This window comes from Pseudomonas veronii (genome assembly GCF_002028325.1).
Lineage (GTDB): Bacteria > Pseudomonadota > Gammaproteobacteria > Pseudomonadales > Pseudomonadaceae > Aquipseudomonas > Aquipseudomonas veronii.
On sequence record NZ_CP018420.1, the window covers coordinates 744,914 to 764,232 of the forward strand.

Here is a 19,319-nt window from a genome sequence, read left to right on the forward strand (position 1 = left end):
GCTCATGGATGTGGGTCCTCCAGATCCTTGGGTTTCCAGGTTTTCAACAACAGCGCATTGCTCACCACGCTGACGCTGGACAAGGCCATCGCCGCGCCGGCCAACACCGGGTTGAGCAGGCCGAACGCCGCCAGGGGAATACCGATCAAGTTATACACAAAGGCCCAGAACAGGTTCTGGCGGATCTTTGCGTAGGTCTTGCGGCTGATCTCCAGCGCGGCCGGCACCAGGCGTGGATCGCCGCGCATCAGGGTGATGCCGGCAGCGTGCATGGCCACGTCGGTGCCGCCGCCCATGGCGATACCGATGTCGGCGGCGGCCAGGGCCGGGGCGTCGTTGATGCCGTCGCCGACCATCGCCACCACGCCGGTTTTTTTCAGTTCGGCGACGGTGGCGGCTTTGTCGGCCGGGAGCACTTCGGCGTGGACATCGTCGATGCCCAGCGCCTGGGCGACTACCCGCGCACTGCCGCGATTATCACCGGTGAGCAAATGGCTGCTGATGTGCCGCGCCTTGAGTTGGGCCACGGCTTCCAGCGCGCCGGGCTTGAGAGTGTCGCCGAAAGCGAACAGCCCGAGTACCCGCGGTTGCGCGCCTTGCTCGATCAGCCAGGACAAGGTGCGGCCCTCGGCTTCCCAGGCCTTGGCCGAAGCGTTCAGTGCGCCCGCGTCCAGCCCGTTGTCTTCCAGCAGACGGCGGTTGCCCAGGGCCAGCGGCCGACCGTCGAGGGTGCCGGCAATACCGCGCCCGGTCAGGGACTGGCTGGCGCTCACATCGGCCACGTTCAGCCCCTGTTCGCGGCAGGCATCCAGCACCGCCTTGGCCAGCGGGTGTTCGCTGCCGCGTTGCAAGGCGCCGGCCTGTTGCAGCAGCAGCGGTTCGTTGCCGTCGACTGCCGCCAAGTGGGCGATCTTCGGCGTGCCGGAAGTGAGCGTGCCGGTTTTGTCGAATACCACCGCGCTGACGGCGTGGGCGCGCTCCAGCGCTTCGGCATCCTTGATCAGGATGCCGTGACGCGCTGCCACGCCGGTGCCGGCCATGATCGCAGTCGGTGTGGCCAGGCCCAGGGCGCACGGGCAGGCGATCACCAGCACGGCGACCGCATTGATGATCGCAGTCTCCAGCGAAGCGCCATACAGCCACCAGCCGAGCAGCGTGAGCAAGGCCAGCACCAGCACCGTCGGCACGAACACCTGGCTGACTTTATCCACCAGTTTCTGGATCGGTGCCTTGGCCGCCTGGGCGTCTTCCACCAGGCGGATGATGCGCGCCAGCACGCTTTCCGCGCCGAGGGCCACGGTGCGGACCAGCAAGCGCCCTTCGCCGTTGATCGCGCCACCGGTGACCTTGTCGCCCGGTTGTTTCGGCACTGGCAGGCTTTCGCCGCTGATCAGCGCTTCGTCGGCATGGCTTTGGCCGTCCACCACTTCCCCGTCCACCGGGAAGCGCTCGCCGGGTTTGACCAGCACGTGGTCGCCGAGCTTGAGCGCGTTGATCGCGACGTCTTCTTCGCGGCCGTCAACCACCCGAATCGCGCGCTCCGGGCGCAAGGCTTCCAGGGCCCGGATGGCGCTGGCGGTCTGGCGTTTGGCGCGGCTTTCCAGGTATTTGCCGAGCAGCACCAGGGCGATCACCACCGCCGAGGCTTCGAAATACAGGTGCGGCATGCTGCCGACGGGCGCGGTGAGCCATTCATACAGGCTCAGACCGTAACCGGCGCTGGTGCCGATCGCGACCAGCAAGTCCATATTGCCAGCGCCGGCGCGCACGGCTTTCCACGCGGCGATGTAAAAGCGCGCACCGAAGATGAACTGCACCGGTGTGGCCAGTACGAACTGTACCCAGGCCGGCAGCATCCAGTGCAGGCCGAAGGGCTGTGCCAGCATCGGCAGCACCAGCGGCAACGCGAGCACAATCGCCAGCAACAGCGCCCAACGCTCGTGGTGCAGGCGCTGGGCTTGATCGGCATCGGTCTTGGTTTCGCTTTGGGGCAGCGACGCGCTGTAGCCGGCCTTGTCGACGGCGGCGATCAGCACGGCGGGGTCCATCTGGCCGAGCACCTCGATATGGGCGCGCTCGTTGGCCAGGTTCACGCTGACACGTTGCACCCCCGGCACCTTGCCCAGCGCGCGCTCGACACGCCCGGCGCAGCTGGCGCAGGTCATGCCGCCGATGGGCAGGTCAAACGTGGTGGTTCCATTCATGGGGCAGTCCTCCTGAAGAAGTTGCCCCTAGGATCAACCTTGACCTGTGGGGAAGGTCAAGCGTCTTTAGTATTCCAATGCCGCAGGTTTGAGGTACATGCCTTCCGGGCCTTGGGCGATGCGCAACTTGCGCACGTCACCGGCCTTCAGCGTGATGTTCTGCGCGGGTGGCGCCAACAGGCCCGGCAGGCAACCCGACGATTGGCCCGGTAGCAGCTTCAGGCGCAGCGACACATTGCCGGCCGGCAGGTTGAACGAGGTGGACTGTTCCTGGAACAGGCGCCCGGCCAACTGGTCCTGGATGTACAGGCCGATCTCGCAGTTGGTCGGTACTTCCAGGCGTTCGCGGGAAATGATCAACACCGCGTAGTCTTCGGCGGCGCTGGCCATGGGCGCAGCGGCAGACAAACTCATCAGGCCGACAAGGCCAAAAAACGACCAGCGCATGGCGAATGCTCCGTGGTTCACATCAAAGATGGGTGAAGCTTGGCCGACTGCGTCACCGAATACCAGCCCGGCGGCTATTTTTGCCGCTTGACCTTGCCATCGTGGCAAGGTCGACACTGCGTCCACCCTCATTAAAGGAGTCATGTCATGCAAGTATTCAACGTTGAAGGAATGACCTGCGGCCATTGCGTCCGGGCAGTGACCCAGGCGGTGCAGAATCAGGACCCGGCAGCCGAAGTGAAAGTCGACCTGGCGGCCAAGCAAGTCAGCGTGCAAAGCCAGTTGAGCCGCGACGTGATCGCCGGCTTGATCCGTGAAGAAGGCTACAGCGTCGCCTGATTTAATAGTTAGCGAGCTATCGTAATGTTCAACGCACCCAAGCGCGGCTAGACTGTCGGGCTGCCGACATACTTGGGTGCCTGATGAACCTGCGCATACTCCTGATTTTGGGCGCCTTGAGCGCCTTCGCGCCGCTGGCGATCGACTTTTACCTGCCGGGTTTCCCGGCGATGGCGACGGCGTTCGCCACCGATGAAAAACATATCCAGCTGACCTTGGCGGTGTATTTCGGCGGCCTGGCCATCGGCCAATTGATCTACGGTCCGCTGGCGGACCGCTTTGGTCGTCGTGTGCCGCTGCTCAGCGGGGTCACGTTGTTTACGCTGGCCTCCTTTGCCTGCGCCTACGCGCCGTCTTTGGAATGGCTGATCGGCGCACGCTTCGTGCAGGCCCTCGGCGGTTGCGCGGGCATGGTGATTTCCCGCGCGGTGGTCAGCGACAAGTGTGATGTGGTGACTTCGGCCAAGGTGTATTCGCAACTGATGCTGGTGACCGGCCTGGCGCCGATCCTTGCGCCATTGGCGGGCGGGCTGATGGTCGGGGTGTGGGGCTGGCAGTCGATCTTCCTGGCCCTGACGGTGTTCAGCGTGATGGCCGCGATTGCGGTGGCGGTCGGTTTGCCGGAAACCTTTCCGGCCCATCAGCCTCGGCAACCGTTGTCCGGGTCGCTGCGCCGCTATATCGACCTGTTGTCGGACCGGGTCTACCTCGGTTACGCCCTGACCGGGGGCATTTCGATTGCCGGGATGTTTGCCTACATTGCCGGTTCACCGTTCGTATTCATCAAACTCTATGGCGTGCCCGCCGAGCATTTCGGCTGGGTATTCGGCTCCAACGCCGCCGGCTTTATTCTGATGGCCCAAGTCAATGCGCGCTTGCTCGCCAAGCGCGGGCCGGCGTTCTTGCTGTCGCGCACGGTGTGGCTCTACATGCTGGCGGCGTTGGCGCTGCTCGGCGTCGCGGCCTTGCGCACCGAAGCGTTGTGGCCGTTGCTGCTGCCGCTGTTTATCTGCATCGCCAGCCTGGGCTGCATTTTGCCCAACACCTCGGCCTGCGCCATGAGCGGGCAGGGCGCGCGAGCCGGTAGCGCCTCGGCAATGCTCGGTTGCATTCAGTTCGGCGTGGCAGCGGGGGCGGCTTCGTTGGTGGGCGTGTTGCACGACGGCACGGCGATGCCGATGGCGATGGTCATCAGCTTGTGCGGGGTCTTGGCGGTGACGATTGCACTGTCGACCCAGCGCCTGCAACGGGCACGTGCCCTACAGGCGCAGGTCTGAAAGACGTCAGCCAGCGGCAGCGGAGCGTTGCTGGTCGAGTGGGAAACGGTGGGGCGCCTGGATGCGCGCTTGCAGGGTCTCGGCGAAGGCGCGGGCTTCGGCCTCACTGCGGAAGGTGATGGCTTCGCCGTCGAGACGGACCTGCCATTTATTGCCCGGGGATTTTGCTAACGCTTTTATCAGGATCTTCATTGCTGACTTCCTCACGTAAAAGAATCGTGGCAAAGGCCGCCAATATAAACCCGAATACGTTCACAATGATGACAAAGGTCAATTCCCTGACTAGTGGTGTCGTCCATCACTTACACGAATGACGGACGACACTGACAGACCTCTTTCAGAACCCTTCCAGCACGATCTTACCCTTGGCCTTGCCGCTCTCGAGCAGCGCGTGGGCGCGGCGTAGGTTCTCGGCGTTGATCACGCCGAAGTGCTCGCCCACGGTAGTTTTCAGAGTGCCGGCATCGATCAGCTCGGCGACGCGATTGAGCAGGTTGTGTTGCTCGATCATGTCCGGCGTCTCGAACATCGAGCGGGTGTACATGAACTCCCAATGCAGCGACAGGCTCTTGCGCTTGAGTTTGCTCACGTCCAGGGCCTTCGGATCGTCGATCAGCGCCAGCTTGCCTTGGGGCTGCAGGGCTTCGACCAGTTGATCCAAATGGTGGTCGGTCTGGGTCAGGCTGGCGACGTGGGTCACCTGGGCCACACCCGCGTGTTTCAGGGCGTCGCTCAGCGGCTGGCTATGGTCGATCACCAGGTCGGCGCCAAGGGCCTTGGCCCAGGCCTGGGTTTCCGGGCGCGACGCGGTGCCGATGACCTTCAGTGCGGTGAGCTGGCTGGCCAGTTGGGTCAGGATCGACCCCACGCCGCCGGCAGCGCCAACGATCAGCAGGCTCTGGCCTTCGTCCTTTTTACCCTCGCGCACTTGCAGGCGTTCGAACAACAGTTCCCAGGCGGTGATGGCGGTCAGCGGCAAGGCGGCTGCGTCGGCAAAACCCAGGCTCTTGGGCATATGGCCGACGATGCGCTCGTCTACGGTGTGCAGTTCGCTGTTGCCGCCCGGGCGTACCAGGGAGCCGGCGTAGAACACGTTGTCACCGGCCTTGAACAGCGTCACTTCACTGCCGACGGCCTTGACCACACCGGCCACGTCCCAGCCGAGCACCTTGGCGGCGCCGTTTTCCGGGGCGACGTTCTGGCGGACCTTGGTGTCCACCGGGTTGACCGAGATGGCTTTGACTTCCACCAGCAGGTCGCGGGGGCCGGCGACCGGTTCCGGCAGCTCGATGTCTTGCAGGGATTTCGGATCGTTGATCGGCAGTGAGGCGTAGTAGGCAATGGCTTTCATGGGGGCTCCAGAAGTAGGGAGTTGACTGTAGGAGCGAGCTTGCTCGCGAAAAACTCACAGGGGCCGCGCTGAATCAAAAGCGCGGCGTCATCGTTTACGATTTTCGCGAGCAAGCTCGCTCCTACAAAAAAACGCGGTGATTAGGCAAGAAATTTCAGGCGCTTGAGTTCGAAGTGCGCGAGTACGTCGGCGGCCTTGGCGCGGAAACTCTGGATGTGTGCGCTCTGGTCGTGGTCGGCCAGGGCCGCGTCGTCGCGCCAGCGTTCGAGCATGTAGAACGTCTCGGGATGTTGCAGGTCCTGGTGCAGGTCGTACTGTTCGCAACCGGCTTCCTGGCGGGTCGGTTCCAGCAGGCCGCGCAGCAGCGACTCGAGGGTGTGTTGTTGGCCAGGTTTGGCGATCAGCGTGGCGATGACGTTAAAGGCAGCGGACATATTCGACTCCTGACACGGGCTGTATGGGATGGCAGATGATTGGCTATTTCCGATGCAGATAAAAGCGGCTAAAACAGCAGTCTGTTTCAACAATATTTTGATAATGGGTGGAATTGGATGCTGCGCTTTGATGATTTGCAGTTGTTCGTGCGCGCAGCGGACCTGGGCAGTCTGTCGGCCGCGGCGCGGGTCATGGACCTGTCGCCGGCGGTGGCCAGCGCGGCGTTGAAGCGTATCGAACAGCAACTGGGCACGCGCTTGCTGGCGCGCTCCACTCGCAGCCTGCGCCTCACCGCTGAAGGGGACGGTTTTCTCGGATATGCGCGTGCCGCACTGAGCTCGCTGGACGAAGGGCGGCGGTTATTGGCCAGTGGCCAGGACCATGTCAGCGGTGTGCTGCAACTGTCGGCACCCTCGGATTTTGGTCGCAACCAGCTGTTGCCCTGGCTCGACGAGTTCCAGCGTGACTATCCGCAACTGACGGTGCGCCTGTTGCTGGGCGACCGCATTGCCGACCTGTTCCGCCAGCCGGTGGATATCGCCCTGCGCTATGGCGAACCGGAGGATTCCAGCCTGGTCGCGCTGCCCGTCGCGCCGGATAACGTGCGCGTGCTGTGCGCGGCCCCCAGTTATCTCGAGTGCCACGGCGAACCGCGGCATCTGGAGCAACTGGCCCAGCACAATTGCCTGCTGTATATGCTCGGCACTCGCGTGCATGACCACTGGACGTTTCATGACGGCAAACGCGAAGTCAGCCTGACTGTCAGCGGCGACCGCTTCAGTGACGATGCTGACGTGGTACGGCGATGGGCTGTCGCCGGGGTGGGCATCGCCTACAAGTCCTGGTTGGATGTGAGCAGCGACGTCCGCGCCGGACGCTTGCGCGTGATTCTGCCTGAGCTGCGCGGCGAGCGGACGCCGCTCAACCTGTTATGCGCGCATCGCGCGCAGTTGAGTAAGCCCATCAACCTGCTGCGGGAAATGCTCGTGTCCCGTTGTGCGACATTGACCGCGCAGTGGTCGGAACAATTCACCAGTGCGTAATAGCCTCCACTAAAGCCGGAAATTTCACTCAGATCCCGTCCCTATCCGCGCTGTCAGACGCCGGGGAACTGGCTGCTTGCGCACCTATACTTTGGCGCCAACCACAGCAGAGAAATGATTTAACAAGGAGTGAACACATGGAACAGGCACCTTGCATCAGTCAGATTGCCAGCTTGCTCGCCGAGCCAAAACGCACCGCCATGCTCTGGGCCTTGATGGACGGCTCGGCCAAGTCTTCCCAGGAACTGGCGACGCTCACGGGGTTGTCGCCGGCCTCGGCGAACGCCCATCTGGCGCGGCTTACCGGCGGCGGTTTGCTGCGTGTCGAAGCGCGTCGCGGCAAGCGGTTGTTTCGTGTGGCGGCGGCGGATGTCAGCACCGCCATCGATGCCTTGGCCAGCACCACCATGGCCAGTGCGGCGCGCAGCGCACCGCAGGCTTCACCGCTGACCCTGGCGGCGCCGGCCCCGCTGCGCCATGCGCGGTTATGCCATGGGCACCTCGGCGGCGAGCTGGCGGCGCAACTGTATCAGCGGATGATCGCGGCCGGCTGGATCGAGCGCCACGAGCTCCGCACCCAAGTCACGGTCAAAGGCGCGCAGCACCTGGCCGGCCTGGGCATTTTCACCCAGGCGCTGGCCTTGCCGCTGGTGTGCGACTGTTTCGATTGGAGCCAGCAGCAACCGCACCTGGGCGGCGCGCTGGGAGCCGGGCTATTGCAACTGTTTTTGCAGTCGAACTGGATCCGTGCGGTCAACGAGTCCCGCGCCTTGCTCGTCAGCGACACCGGGTTGGCGGAAATCACCCGGTTGGCCGTGCCCGACGCGCTCTGACCCGGATGACGTCGTTCAGAGTTGCGATCAGGTCGCACCCAGCAATAACCCGGAAAAACCATGGCCCACACTCCCAGAGGGGATTATTCACACAGGGGATGGGGCATGGGTACGCACGGCTATAGCGCGGCAGAACGGCTGGAACGGTTGCCCATCAGCGGTTACCACCGAGTCATTTTTATCATCATCGCCCTGGCGTTTTTCTTCGACTCCATGGATCTGGCGATGATGACTTTCCTGCTCGGCTCGATCAAAGCCGAGTTCGGCCTGAGCACGGCCCAGGCTGGCTTGCTGGCCAGTTCGAGTTTTTTCGGCATGGTGGTGGGCGCGTCGTTGTCCGGGATGCTCGCCGATCGCTTCGGACGCAAGCCGGTGTTCCAGTGGAGCATCGTGTTGTGGGGGATCGCCAGCTACTTATGTTCCACGGCGCAGACGGTGGAGACGCTGACGCTGTTTCGCATCCTGCTCGGCATTGGCATGGGCATGGAGTTTCCGATCGCGCAGTCGATGCTCTCGGAGCTGATTCCGGCCAAGGGGCGCGGGCGCTATATCGCGTTGATGGATGGCTTCTGGCCGTTGGGTTTTGTGGCGGCGGGGGTGCTGTCGTACTTTTTGCTGCCGCTGATCGGCTGGCGCGACATCTTCCTGGTGCTGGCGGTGCCGGCGGTGTTTGTGTTGGCGATCCGGTTTTTTATCCCGGAGTCGCCGCGCTGGCTGGAGCAGGCCGGGCGGCATGCGGCGGCGGATAAGGTGTTGCTGGGGATCGAGGCGAAAGTGCGCGACTCCCTGGGCCGCGCCGAGTTGCCGCAGCCGATTCGCCTGCCGCGGGTGGAGAGTGTGCCGGGCAACTTCTTCTCGGCGTTCCAGCAATTATGGTCGGCGCAGTATCGCCAGCGCACGATGATGATCTGGAGTGTGTGGTTCTTCGCCTTGCTCGGCTTTTATGGGCTCACTTCCTGGTTGAGTGCCTTGCTGCAGCAGTCGGGGTTTGCGGTGACCCAGTCGGTGTATTACACGGTGATCATTTCCCTGGGCGGGATTCCCGGCTTCCTGATGGCGGCCTGGCTGGTGGAGCGTTGGGGGCGCAAGCCGGTATGCGTCGTGACCTTGCTCGGCGGCGGGGTGATGGCGTTTCTGTATGGGCAAAGCGCGGTGTTCGGCGGCAATGTCGGCCTGCTGATCGCCTCGGGGTTGTTGATGCAGTTCTTTCTGTTTGGCATGTGGGCGGTGCTGTACACCTACACGCCGGAGTTGTATCCCACTTCGGCGCGGGCGACAGGGGCCGGGTTCGCTTCGGCGATCGGGCGGGTCGGGTCGTTGCTCGGGCCGTTGGTGACCGGATTGGTGTTCCCGATTACCGGGCAGGGCGGGGTGTTTGCCCTGGGCGCATTGTGCTTTGCGGTGGCGGCGCTGGTGGTGTGGGTGTTTGGGATGGAGACGAAGGGCAAGACCCTGGAAGAGTTGAGCGAGATTTAACCGGCAATCCACAACGAATGTGGGAGCGCGCTGGCTCCCACATTGTCAGTCGCGGTTTACGCCGTCAGGGCTTCACCAGCCGCGCATCCAGGCTGTTTTGCGCCAGGCGTTTGGCCTGGTCCTGGGTCATGCCCAGGGCGGTGTACAGCGCATGGAAGTTCTCGGTGACGTAACCGCCGAAGTACGCCGGGTCGTCCGAGTTCACCGTCACCTTCACCCCACGCTCGAGCATGTCGAGGATGTTGTGCTGGGCCATGTCGTCGAACACGCGCAGCTTGGTGTTGGACAGCGGGCACACGGTCAGCGGGATCTGTTCGTCGATGATCCGTTGCATCAGGCGCTCGTCTTCGATGGCGCGCACGCCATGGTCGATACGCTGGACTTTCAGCAGGTCGAGGGCTTCCCAGATGTACTCGGGCGGGCCTTCTTCGCCGGCGTGGGCCACGGTGAAGAAGCCTTCGTTGCGGGCACGGTCGAACACGCGCTGGAACTTGCTCGGCGGGTGGCCCATTTCCGAACTGTCCAGGCCCACGGCCACGAACGCATCGCGAAACGGCAGCGCCTGGTCGAGGGTTTTCTCGGCTTCGGCTTCGCTCAAGTGGCGCAGGAAGCTGAGGATCAAGCCGCTGGTGATGCCCAGTTGCTGCTCGCCATCTTTGAGCGCGGCGGCGATGCCGTTGAGCACCACTTCGAACGGCACGCCACGGTCGGTGTGGGTTTGCGGGTCGAAGAAGGGTTCGGTGTGGATCACGTTCTGCGCTTTGCAGCGCAGCAGGTAGGCCCAGGTCAGGTCGTAGAAATCCTGGGAGGTGCGCAATACATCGGCGCCCTGGTAATACAGGTCGAGAAACTCTTGCAGGTTGTTGAAGGCGTAGGCCTTGCGCAGGGTGTCGACGTCGTTCCATGGCAGCGCAATCTTGTTGCGCTCGGCCAGGGCGAACAGCAGCTCAGGCTCCAGCGAGCCTTCCAGGTGCAGGTGCAGTTCAGCCTTGGGCAGGGCGTTGAGCCAATCGTACATGTCTAAAATCTCATCGGGTGCAATGGCGGCATTCTACAGGCCATGACTGAAATAATCGGCAAAACCTGACCAAGAGGAGAGTATTGGATCTATTCGCGCAGGGGCGCTGCGAACTAAGATGTAACGAAACGTTAGTGATGTACTGCAGTCTGTACCCCGTCAATGACTGATTTGCCGCACAAAAGGCCCGCAATGCTCACCTCTCTCAAGCAAGAAAAATTCATGCTGCTGGCGCTGATCGCCGCCGTCGCCGCGTACCCGCTGGAGCACTGGATGCTCCATAACGGGCAAATGGTCGCGCTGCTGGCCGGCCTGGCGCTGATCGGCTTTATCGTGGTGGCGTCGATGCGCGTCGCTCACCATGCCGAGCAGTTGGCGGAAAAGGTCGGCGACCCCTACGGCACCATGATCCTGACCCTGGCCGCCGTGCTGGTGGAAGTGGTGATCCTGGCGATCATGATGAGCAACGAACCGTCGCCGACCCTGGTGCGCGACACCATCTACTCGGCGGTGATGCTCGATATCAACGGCATCCTCGGCCTGGCCGCGCTGATGGGGGGCATCAAGCACGGCGAACAGTCCTACAATGACGATTCGGCGCGCACCTACAGCGTGATGATCCTCACCGCCATGGGCGTGTCGATGGTGGTGCCGGAATTCATCCCCGAAGCGGACTGGAAAATTTACTCGGCCTTCACCATTGGCGCGATGGTGGTGCTCTACACCCTGTTCCTGCGCATGCAGGTGGGCCCGCACAGTTATTTCTTCAGCTACAGCTACCCGGAAAAACGCCGCAAGACGTTGCCGGAAGAACAGGCGCCGCCGGTGAACCTGGCATTTTCCATCGGTACGCTGGTGTTCGGGGTGATTGTGATTGGCGCGCTGGCCGAGGTGATGTCCAAGACCCTCGACCTGGGCCTGGAAGGCACGGGCGCGCCGCCGGTGGTGACGGCGATTGTGGTCGCGGCCATCTCGGCGGCACCGGAGATTCTGACCGCCTTGCGCGCCGCCCTGGCCAACCGCATGCAGTCGGTGGTGAACATTGCACTGGGCGCATCGTTGTCGACGGTGATCCTGACGGTGCCGGTGATGGAAGCGATGGCGCTCTACACCGGCCAGCCGTTCCAGATGGCGATGACGCCGGTGCAAAGCGTGATGGTGTTGATCACGCTGATCGTCAGTGCGATCAACCTCAACGATGGCGAAACCAACGCCATCGAAGGGATGACCCACTTTGTGTTGTTTGCGACCTTTATCATGTTGTCGCTGTTAGGGGTGTAGGCGTGAGCTTGCTCGCGAATAATCTGAGAGCGCCGTGTGAATCAGAACACCTGCGTTAGCGTTGACGTTTTTCGCGAGCGAGCTCGCTCCTACAAGGGATTGATCAGGTTACGGGCGGCCTGGCTGTGATCGGCAATCAAGCCTTTGAGGTCGAGGCCCTCGACCTGGCCGTCGATCACCCGCCATTGCCCGCCGATCATCACCCGGTCGGCCCGGTCGGCGCCGCACAACAGCAACGCCGAAATCGGATCGTGACTGCCGGAGAAGCGCAGTTCGTCCAGCTTGAACAGCGCCAGATCGGCCTGCTTTCCTACGGCTAACTCACCGATATCCGAACGACCGAGCAACTGCGCCGAGCCTTTGGTCGCCCAGCCCAGCACGCCTTGCGGGGTGATTTTTTCCGCGCCATAACGCAGGCGCTGGATGTACAGCGCCTGGCGGGCTTCGAGGATCATGTTCGACGCATCGTTGGAGGCCGAACCGTCCACGCCCAGGCCGATCGGGGCACCGGCGGCGAGCAGGTCCAGGGTCGGGCAGATGCCGGAGGCCAGGCGCATGTTCGAGCTTGGGCAATGGCAGATCCCGGTGCCGGCGGCGCCCAGGCGGGCGATTTCATCCGGGTTGAAGTGAATGCCGTGGGCCAGCCAGGTGCGCGGGCCGAGCCAGCCGACGCTGTCGAGGTAGTCCACGGTGCGCAGGCCGAAGCGTTGCAGGCAGAAGTCTTCCTCGTCGAGGGTTTCCGCCAGGTGCGTGTGCAGGCGCACGTCGAGGCTCGCGGCCAGTTCGGCGCTGGCTTGCATGATTTGCGGGGTGACGGAAAACGGCGAGCAGGGCGCCAGGGCGATCTGGATCTGCGCGCCGTCGCCGCGTTCGTGGTACTGGCGGATCAGGCGCTGGCTATCGTCCAGAATCACCGCGCCCTGTTGCACGGTTTGCTGCGGCGGCAAGCCACCGTCGGCTTCGCCCAGGCTCATGGAGCCGCGAGTGAGCATGGCGCGCATGCCCAGTTCGCGCACCACGTCGACTTGCACGTCGATGGCATGTTCCAGGCCGTCCGGGAACAGGTAGTGGTGGTCTGCCGCCGTGGTGCAGCCTGAGAGCAGCAATTCCGCCAGCGCGACTTTACTGGCCAGGGCGAGTTTTTCCGGAGTCAGCCGCGCCCACACCGGGTACAGGGTCTTCAGCCACGGGAACAACGGCTGATTGACCACCGGCGCCCAGGCGCGAGTCAGGGTCTGGTAGAAGTGATGATGGGTATTGATCAGCCCCGGCAGCACCACATGTTCGCGGGCGTCGAACACCTGTGTACAGGGCTGTGCAGGCGCTTGCCCGATGCTCAGTAGTTCGCTGATCACACCGTCTTGCAGCACCAGGCCGCCACGGGCATCGAGGCCATTGGCAGTGAAAATCGCGAGGGGGTTTTTTAACCAGATACGGGTCGCAGGCATGGGCCGGCTCCTCTGAATGATGGGTTCAGGTTTGCCAGCTCAGTGTTGCCCTGTCTGCTGATCCAGGGTCGCCGGTGAGGGCGAGGTGGCTAGATTACGTGTAGTTCTAGATCCGGTCTACCGGTAGGAACGCGCTGCTCTCGAGAAGCGTGTTCCCACCTTTGATGGCGGCTTACCAGGGAATGGTATGGCCCCGGTAGTCCACGAAGTGGTGGCCGCCTTTGCCGGTGTAGGCATTCACCTGATCGAGCAGGCCGCGCACGCTGGTCTCGACGTCGATGAGTGCGTTTTCGCCGCCCATGTCGGTCTTCACCCAACCCGGGTGCAGGGAAAGCACGGTCATTTTTTGCTCGCCGAGTTGGGTGATGAAGCTGTTGGTCATCGAGTTGAGGGCGGCCTTGCTCGCCTTGTAGAGCGCCAGCTCGGAACCGTCAGGGATGGTCACGCTGCCCAGGACTGAACTCATGAACGCCAGCACGCCGGAATCTTTGCGGATCTGCCCGACAAAGCGCTGGGCCAGGTTGATCGGCGCCACGGCGTTGGTGAAGAACAACTGGCCGACTTCCGCCAGGGTGGCGTGGCCAGGTTCCTGGTTCGCCGGGCCCTTGACGCCGGCGTTGACGAACAGCAGGTCGAATGTGCGTTCCTTGAGGCGCTGGCTCAGGGCGATCACGGCTTGCTGATCGTCCATGTCGAGTTTCTCGATCTGTACCGGGCCCACCGCTTTCAGGGCGTCGGCCTTGTTCGGGTCACGCACGGTGGCGGTCACGTCCCAGCCATCCTTGAGCAATTGCTTGACCAGGCCAAGGCCCAGCCCGCGTGAGGCGCCGATGATCAGTGCGGTTTTTGGCGTAGACATGCAGAGCTTCCTTTGACGTCGCGGTTCAGGGCGTTCAGCGAACAACATTAGCAGTTTCAACGTTGCAGCAGGATACGCCCCCGGCTCAGGTCGGCAAGCTGGTTTTGCAGGGTGTCGATGTGTGCTTCGCCCAGGGCCAGTTGCAGCTCCACGCCGTTGGCGGTGAAGTGTTCCTCCAGTACCAGCCCGCCGAGTTCGGCGACCCGCAACTTGACCAGGTTCAGTTCGGAAAACCCGCAGTCGCAGCTCAACGGCACGCGGCTGATCAGCTCGATGCGCTCGGCGGTTTGCAGGCATTTGTTCGCGCCGCCGCCATACGCCCGCGCCAGCCCGCCGGTGCCCAGTTGGATGCCGCCGTACCAGCGAATCACCAGCACCACCACCTGATCGAAGCCCTGGGCCTCGATGGCGGCGAGGATCGGTCGCCCGGCGGTGCCGCCAGGTTCTCCGTCGTCGTTGCTGCGGTACTGGTCGGCGAGTTTCCAGGCCCAGCAATTGTGCGTGGCGTTCAGGTCGCTGTGCTGCTCGATGAACGCTTGGGCTTCTTGCGCGCTGGTGATCGGTGCGGCCAGGGTGATGAAGCGGCTTTTGCGAATTTCTTCGCGGAATTCGCAAAGGCCGGTGAGGGTGAAAGGCATAGGCGGTGTCGTCTAGAGGGCGGGCTTGATGCCACAGCCTTTGAGAATGATGTGGATCAGGTTGGTGCCGGCGTCTTCCATATCTTGTTTGGTCAACTTGGTGCGCCCGGTGACGCGGCAGATCTGGCTGGCGAAGTCGGCATAGTGCTGGGTGCTGCCCCACAGCAGGAAGATCAGGTGGACGGGGTCGATGGGGTCCATCTTGCCAGCATCGATCCAGGCCTGGAACACGGCCGCCCGGCCACTGAACCAGGCGCGGTAGTCCTGGCCGAAGTATTCGGTAAGGCATTCGCCGCCGCTGATGATCTCCATGGCGAAGATCCGCGAGGCCTGGGGCTGTCGTCGGGAAAACTCCATCTTGGTGCGGATGTAACGGGTGAGGGCCACGGCCGGGTCGTCCTCGGCGGTCAGCGCGTTGAAGGTGCTGTCCCACAGTTCGAGGATATTGCTGAGCACCGCGACGTACAGGCCCATCTTGTTGGTGAAGTAGTAGTGCAAGTTGGCCTTCGGCAACCCGGCGCTGGCAGCGATGGTGTTCATGCTGGTGCCCTTGTAGCCGTGACGCGCGAACTCGTCTTCGGCCGCTTGAAGAATCGCTTGCTCGTTCTTTTGCCGAATGCGGCTGGCGGGCTTCCCGGCGTGGGTGCTGTGGGCAGGAACTTCGAGGCTCATGGAGGTTTCCGTGCTGATCGATAGAGACGATGTATGCACAGATAACCCACCCTCAAGCCTCAGACAAGTCCTGATGCAATAAAACCCTCAAAGCGGTTCCAGCGTATCGCCATGTGGCGCGCCGTTTGCTGCGGGGCTCGCTTTGGCTTCCGGCAGTAACAGGCACAATGCGATGGCGGTCAGCCCGCCGCTGGTGATGGCCGAGTCGAACAGGTTTTGCACCAGCGTCGGCATCAAGTGCAGCAGGTTCGGTTGGGCGGCAATGCCCAGGCCGACGCCGAACGAGGTGGCGATGATCAGCATGCTGCGTCGGTCCAGCGGCGCCTGGGCGAGAATACGCACGCCGGCCGCCGCCACGCTGCCGAACATCACCAGGGTCGCGCCGCCCAATACCGGTTTGGGGATTTGCTGCAGCACCGCGCCGATCGATGGAAACAAGCCGAGGCAAAACAGCACCACGCCGATGTACAGGCCGACATAGCGGCTGGCCACGCCGGTGAGTTGGATCACGCCATTGTTCTGGGCGAACGTGGTGTTGGGGAACGCGCTGAAGGTGGCGGCGATCATGCAGCTCACCCCGTCGCCGAGTACGCCGCCCTTGAGCCGGTTTATATAAGACGGGCCGCTGATGGGCTGGCGGGCGATCATGCAGTTGGCGGTGAGGTCACCCACGGTTTCGATGCTGCTGATCAGATAAATCAGCGCGATGGGTAGGAAGGCGCTCCAGTCGAAGTTGAAACCATAACGAAACGGCATCGGCAGGCTGATCAACGGCAGGTCGGGCAGGGCCTGGGGCACCAGTTTGCCGCTGAACCAGGCCGCGAGGCTGCCGAGGGCCAGGCCGATGATGATCGCCGAGAGGCGTACCCAGGGTGTGTTCGAGCGGTTGAGCAGGATGATCGTCAACACCACGAACAGGCCCAGTGCCAGGTTGATGGGCGCGCCGAAATCGGCGGCATTGAACCCGCCGCCGAGGTCGGTGATACCCACTTTGATCAGGCTGATGCCGATCAGAGTAATCACGATCCCGGTGACCAGCGGCGTGATCACCCGGCGCAGTTGCCCGATAAAACGGCTCAGCACGATTTGTACGGCGGCGCCGAAAAAGCACACGCCGAAGATCATCGCCAGGATGTCTTCCGGGCTGCCGCCGCGTTGCTTGACCAGGAAGCCCGCCGACAGCACGGCGCCGAGAAACGCAAAGCTGGTGCCCTGCAGGCAGATCATGCCGGCGCCGATGCCAAACGGCCTACGCGCCTGGATGAAGGTGCCGACACCGGACACCATCAGCGCCATGCTGATCAGGTACGGCAGGTGAGCCGCCAGGCCCAGGGTCGAGCCGATGATCAGCGGCGGCGTGATGATGCCGACGAAGGCGGCCAATACATGTTGCAGGGCGGCCAGTAGGGCGGGCAGGGGTTTTGGGCGGTCGTTGAGGCCGTAGATCAGGTCGCTGGGGCTGGACGTTTCTGGTGGCATGGCGGGCAAACTCGAGTCGGACGGTTCTAGGTCCTTGTGCTCTTGCAAAAAGCTGTCCACTTGCTCAGCTTTTTGTGCGAGGCCCGAATTAGCGGGTTGCCGCCAGGCTGTCGAGGAAACTTTCCAGCACCAAATGAGGGCGCCGCCCCTTGCGCGTGACCGATGCCAGGCTTAAATCGTAAAAACGTGTAGCCGGTTTCAGCGCGCGTAGTCGGCCTTGTTGCACCCACAGGCTGGCGTAGTGATCGGGCAGGTAGCCGATGTAGCGGCCGGTGAGGATCAGGAACGCCATGCCTTCGCGGTCCGAAGCGCTGGCGGTGCAGTTGAGGGCCTGGTAGTGGGCCTGGATCTCGGCGGGCAGGCGGAAGGTGGGGGCGATCGCATCCTGGTCGTCGATGCGTCCATCCTCCAACTGCTTGTCGTCGGCATAGAACAGCGGGTGGCCGACGGCGCAGTAGAGCAGCGAGCGTTCGCTGTACAGCGCCTGGTATTCCAGGCCGGACAGCGCGCTGGCCTGGGGCACCACGCCGACATGCAGGCGGCCGTCGAGCACGCCTTGTTCCACTTCATTGGGGGCAATCATGCGGATCTGGATCTGCACGTCCGGGCCGCGTTCCTTCAATTGCGCCAGGGCATGGGTGATACGCATGTGGGGCAGGGTGACGAGGTTGTCGGTGAGGCCGATGATCAGTTCGCCGCGCAAATGCTGGTGCAGGCCGTTGACCTCGGTGCGAAAGCTTTCCAGGGCGCTCAAGAGTTGCAGTGCCGATTGATAGACCTCGCGGCCTTCCTCGGTCAGCGAGAATCCGGCACGCCCGCGCTGGCACAGGCGCAATCCCAGGCGTTGCTCCAGATCGCTCATTTGCTGGCTGATGGCCGAGCGGCCGATGCCGAGCACGGTCTCCGCCGCCGAGAAGCCGCCACACTCCACCACACTGCGAAAGATGCGCAGCAGGCGAATATCGAAGTCGCTGACTTGGGCCAGGGGGTCGGGTCGACGGATGCTCATAGTTTAGTCGGGGCCTGACTGAAGGTTAGAAGAGTTGGATTTCACAGACTTTATCCCCGTGGCAATTTAGCTGCAAGAACGCTTTTCAATCCCGGCGCTGCTTTTTGCCTTGCGAGGTTTTGCTGATGAACATGTCCGAAAACGCCCCTTCGTCCCTGGCCAGCCAACTGAAGTTGGACGCTCACTGGATGCCTTACACCGCCAACCGTAACTTCCAGCGTGACCCGCGCCTGATCGTGGCCGCCGAAGGCAGTTGGTTGACCGATGACAAGGGCCGCAAGGTCTACGATTCGTTGTCGGGGCTGTGGACCTGCGGCGCCGGGCACACCCGCAAGGAAATCCAGGAAGCGGTCGCCAAGCAACTGGGTACGCTGGACTACTCGCCGGGCTTCCAATACGGTCATCCGCTGTCGTTTCAACTGGCGGAAAAAATCACCGACCTGACCCCGGGCAACCTCAACCATGTGTTCTTCACCGATTCCGGTTCCGAGTGCGCCGATACGGCGGTGAAGATGGTACGTGCGTACTGGCGCCTAAAAGGCCAGTCTACCAAGACCAAGATGATCGGCCGCGCCCGTGGCTATCACGGGGTGAACATCGCCGGCACCAGCCTGGGCGGCGTCAACGGCAACCGTAAGATGTTTGGTCAGGCGATGATGGATGTTGACCATCTGCCTCACACCTTGCTGGCGAGCAATGCGTTCTCGCGCGGCATGCCGGAGCAGGGCGGTATTGCCCTGGCCGATGAACTGCTCAAGTTGATCGAGTTGCACGACGCGTCGAACATCGCTGCCGTTTTTGTCGAGCCGATGGCCGGCTCCGCTGGCGTGCTGGTGCCGCCACAGGGTTACCTCAAGCGTCTGCGTGAAATCTGCGACCAGCACAACATCCTGTTGGTGTTCGACGAAGTGATCACCGGTTTCGGCCGTACCGGCTCGATGTTCGGCGCCGACAGCTTCGGCGTGACCCCGGACCTGATGTGCATCGCCAAGCAAGTCACCAACGGTGCGATCCCGATGGGCGCGGTGATTGCCAGCAGCGAGATCTATCAGACCTTCATGAACCAGGCGACGCCGGAATACGCGGTGGAATTTCCCCACGGCTACACCTACTCGGCACACCCGGTGGCCTGCGCGGCTGGCCTGGCGGCATTGGACCTGCTGCAGAAGGAAAACCTGGTGCAGAGCGTAGCCGAAGTCGCTCCGCACTTTGAGAATGCGCTGCATGGTTTGAAGGGCAGCAAGAACGTGATCGACATCCGCAACTACGGTCTGGCCGGCGCGATCCAGATTGCCCCGCGTGACGGTGATGCCATCGTGCGTCCGTTCGAGGCTGGCATGGCCTTGTGGAAAGCCGGTTTTTACGTGCGTTTTGGCGGCGACACCCTGCAGTTCGGGCCAACCTTCAACAGCAAGCCGCAGGACCTGGATCGCCTGTTCGATGCCGTCGGCGAAGTGCTGAACAAGATCGACTGATTTCTCCTTCTATATAGAACAACTTTTCAGGAGCC

At 62.7% G+C, this 19,319-nt stretch carries 19 protein-coding genes; 7 read left to right on the top strand and 12 right to left on the bottom strand.

Going from position 1 to position 19,319, the window contains the following annotated elements:
• Positions 1-2 precede the first annotated feature (2 nt).
• The gene (locus PverR02_RS03310; RefSeq protein ID WP_079442755.1) at positions 3-2,204 is read right to left on the bottom strand and encodes a heavy metal translocating P-type ATPase; all 2,202 of its coding nucleotides are present in this window, start codon (positions 2,202-2,204) and stop codon (positions 3-5) included.
• 66 nt (positions 2,205-2,270) lie between these two features.
• Complete coding sequence (locus PverR02_RS03315) at positions 2,271-2,651, bottom strand: hypothetical protein (protein WP_046384837.1); 381 nt, start codon at positions 2,649-2,651, stop codon at positions 2,271-2,273.
• Between the two features lie 147 nt (positions 2,652-2,798).
• On the opposite strand from PverR02_RS03315, the gene PverR02_RS03320 reads away from it, so the two are divergent.
• Together PverR02_RS03320 and PverR02_RS03325 are read left to right on the top strand one after the other, a co-directional pair.
• Positions 2,799-2,990 carry a heavy-metal-associated domain-containing protein gene (locus tag PverR02_RS03320; protein ID WP_017849643.1) on the top strand — a complete coding sequence of 64 codons (192 nt, stop codon included), beginning with the start codon at positions 2,799-2,801 and terminating at the stop codon, positions 2,988-2,990.
• A gap of 83 nt (positions 2,991-3,073) precedes the next feature.
• On the top strand, positions 3,074-4,267 hold the full coding sequence (locus tag PverR02_RS03325) for a multidrug effflux MFS transporter (RefSeq protein ID WP_046384836.1): 1,194 nt from the start codon (positions 3,074-3,076) through the stop codon (positions 4,265-4,267).
• Between the two features lie 6 nt (positions 4,268-4,273).
• Here PverR02_RS03325 and PverR02_RS03330 read toward each other — a convergent pair whose 3' ends face one another.
• The 3 genes from PverR02_RS03330 to PverR02_RS03340 all read right to left on the bottom strand — a co-directional run bounded on the left by PverR02_RS03330 (position 4,274) and on the right by PverR02_RS03340 (position 6,052).
• Positions 4,274-4,459, bottom strand: a complete 186-nt coding sequence (locus PverR02_RS03330; protein ID WP_017849641.1) for a hypothetical protein — start codon at positions 4,457-4,459, stop codon at positions 4,274-4,276.
• Positions 4,460-4,604: 145 nt separating this feature from the next.
• Complete coding sequence (locus PverR02_RS03335) at positions 4,605-5,618, bottom strand: zinc-binding alcohol dehydrogenase family protein (protein WP_017849640.1); 1,014 nt, start codon at positions 5,616-5,618, stop codon at positions 4,605-4,607.
• A 140-nt stretch (positions 5,619-5,758) separates the two neighbouring features.
• A complete protein-coding gene (locus tag PverR02_RS03340) occupies positions 5,759-6,052 on the bottom strand; it encodes a putative quinol monooxygenase (protein WP_017849638.1) in 294 nt (97 codons plus the stop codon).
• 117 nt (positions 6,053-6,169) lie between these two features.
• Between PverR02_RS03340 and PverR02_RS03345 the strand changes: the two genes are divergently transcribed.
• From PverR02_RS03345 to PverR02_RS03355, 3 genes are all read left to right on the top strand, one after another.
• Positions 6,170-7,096 carry a LysR family transcriptional regulator gene (locus tag PverR02_RS03345; protein WP_079442756.1) on the top strand — a complete coding sequence of 309 codons (927 nt, stop codon included), beginning with the start codon at positions 6,170-6,172 and terminating at the stop codon, positions 7,094-7,096.
• A 137-nt stretch (positions 7,097-7,233) separates the two neighbouring features.
• On the top strand, positions 7,234-7,929 hold the full coding sequence (locus PverR02_RS03350; RefSeq protein WP_046384834.1) for an ArsR/SmtB family transcription factor: 696 nt from the start codon (positions 7,234-7,236) through the stop codon (positions 7,927-7,929).
• A gap of 105 nt (positions 7,930-8,034) precedes the next feature.
• On the top strand, positions 8,035-9,405 hold the full coding sequence (locus PverR02_RS03355) for an MFS transporter (protein ID WP_046485746.1): 1,371 nt from the start codon (positions 8,035-8,037) through the stop codon (positions 9,403-9,405).
• A gap of 64 nt (positions 9,406-9,469) precedes the next feature.
• Here the strand turns inward: PverR02_RS03355 and PverR02_RS03360 are convergent, their stop codons facing one another.
• A complete protein-coding gene (locus PverR02_RS03360) occupies positions 9,470-10,423 on the bottom strand; it encodes an adenosine deaminase (RefSeq protein ID WP_017849634.1) in 954 nt (317 codons plus the stop codon).
• 192 nt (positions 10,424-10,615) lie between these two features.
• On the opposite strand from PverR02_RS03360, the gene PverR02_RS03365 reads away from it, so the two are divergent.
• Positions 10,616-11,704: a calcium:proton antiporter gene (locus PverR02_RS03365; RefSeq protein WP_046384832.1), complete on the top strand. Its 1,089-nt coding sequence runs from the start codon at positions 10,616-10,618 to the stop codon at positions 11,702-11,704.
• An 89-nt stretch (positions 11,705-11,793) separates the two neighbouring features.
• Here the strand turns inward: PverR02_RS03365 and PverR02_RS03370 are convergent, their stop codons facing one another.
• From PverR02_RS03370 to PverR02_RS03395, 6 genes are all read right to left on the bottom strand, one after another.
• On the bottom strand, positions 11,794-13,152 hold the full coding sequence (locus tag PverR02_RS03370; RefSeq protein ID WP_079442757.1) for an 8-oxoguanine deaminase: 1,359 nt from the start codon (positions 13,150-13,152) through the stop codon (positions 11,794-11,796).
• 172 nt (positions 13,153-13,324) lie between these two features.
• Positions 13,325-14,011: an SDR family oxidoreductase gene (locus PverR02_RS03375; protein ID WP_079442758.1), complete on the bottom strand. Its 687-nt coding sequence runs from the start codon at positions 14,009-14,011 to the stop codon at positions 13,325-13,327.
• 56 nt (positions 14,012-14,067) lie between these two features.
• Positions 14,068-14,649, bottom strand: coding sequence for an IMPACT family protein (locus tag PverR02_RS03380; protein ID WP_017849630.1), 582 nt, complete (start codon positions 14,647-14,649; stop codon positions 14,068-14,070).
• Positions 14,650-14,661: 12 nt separating this feature from the next.
• Entirely contained in the window at positions 14,662-15,321 is a 660-nt protein-coding gene (locus tag PverR02_RS03385; protein WP_017849629.1) for a TetR/AcrR family transcriptional regulator, read from the bottom strand.
• Between the two features lie 87 nt (positions 15,322-15,408).
• Positions 15,409-16,800, bottom strand: coding sequence for a uracil-xanthine permease family protein (locus tag PverR02_RS03390; protein WP_046384831.1), 1,392 nt, complete (start codon positions 16,798-16,800; stop codon positions 15,409-15,411).
• Positions 16,801-16,888: 88 nt separating this feature from the next.
• Positions 16,889-17,809, bottom strand: a complete 921-nt coding sequence (locus tag PverR02_RS03395; RefSeq protein WP_017849627.1) for a LysR family transcriptional regulator — start codon at positions 17,807-17,809, stop codon at positions 16,889-16,891.
• A gap of 125 nt (positions 17,810-17,934) precedes the next feature.
• Between PverR02_RS03395 and PverR02_RS03400 the strand changes: the two genes are divergently transcribed.
• The gene (locus tag PverR02_RS03400) at positions 17,935-19,284 is read left to right on the top strand and encodes an aspartate aminotransferase family protein (protein ID WP_017849626.1); all 1,350 of its coding nucleotides are present in this window, start codon (positions 17,935-17,937) and stop codon (positions 19,282-19,284) included.
• The last annotated feature ends 35 nt before the right edge of the window (positions 19,285-19,319 follow it).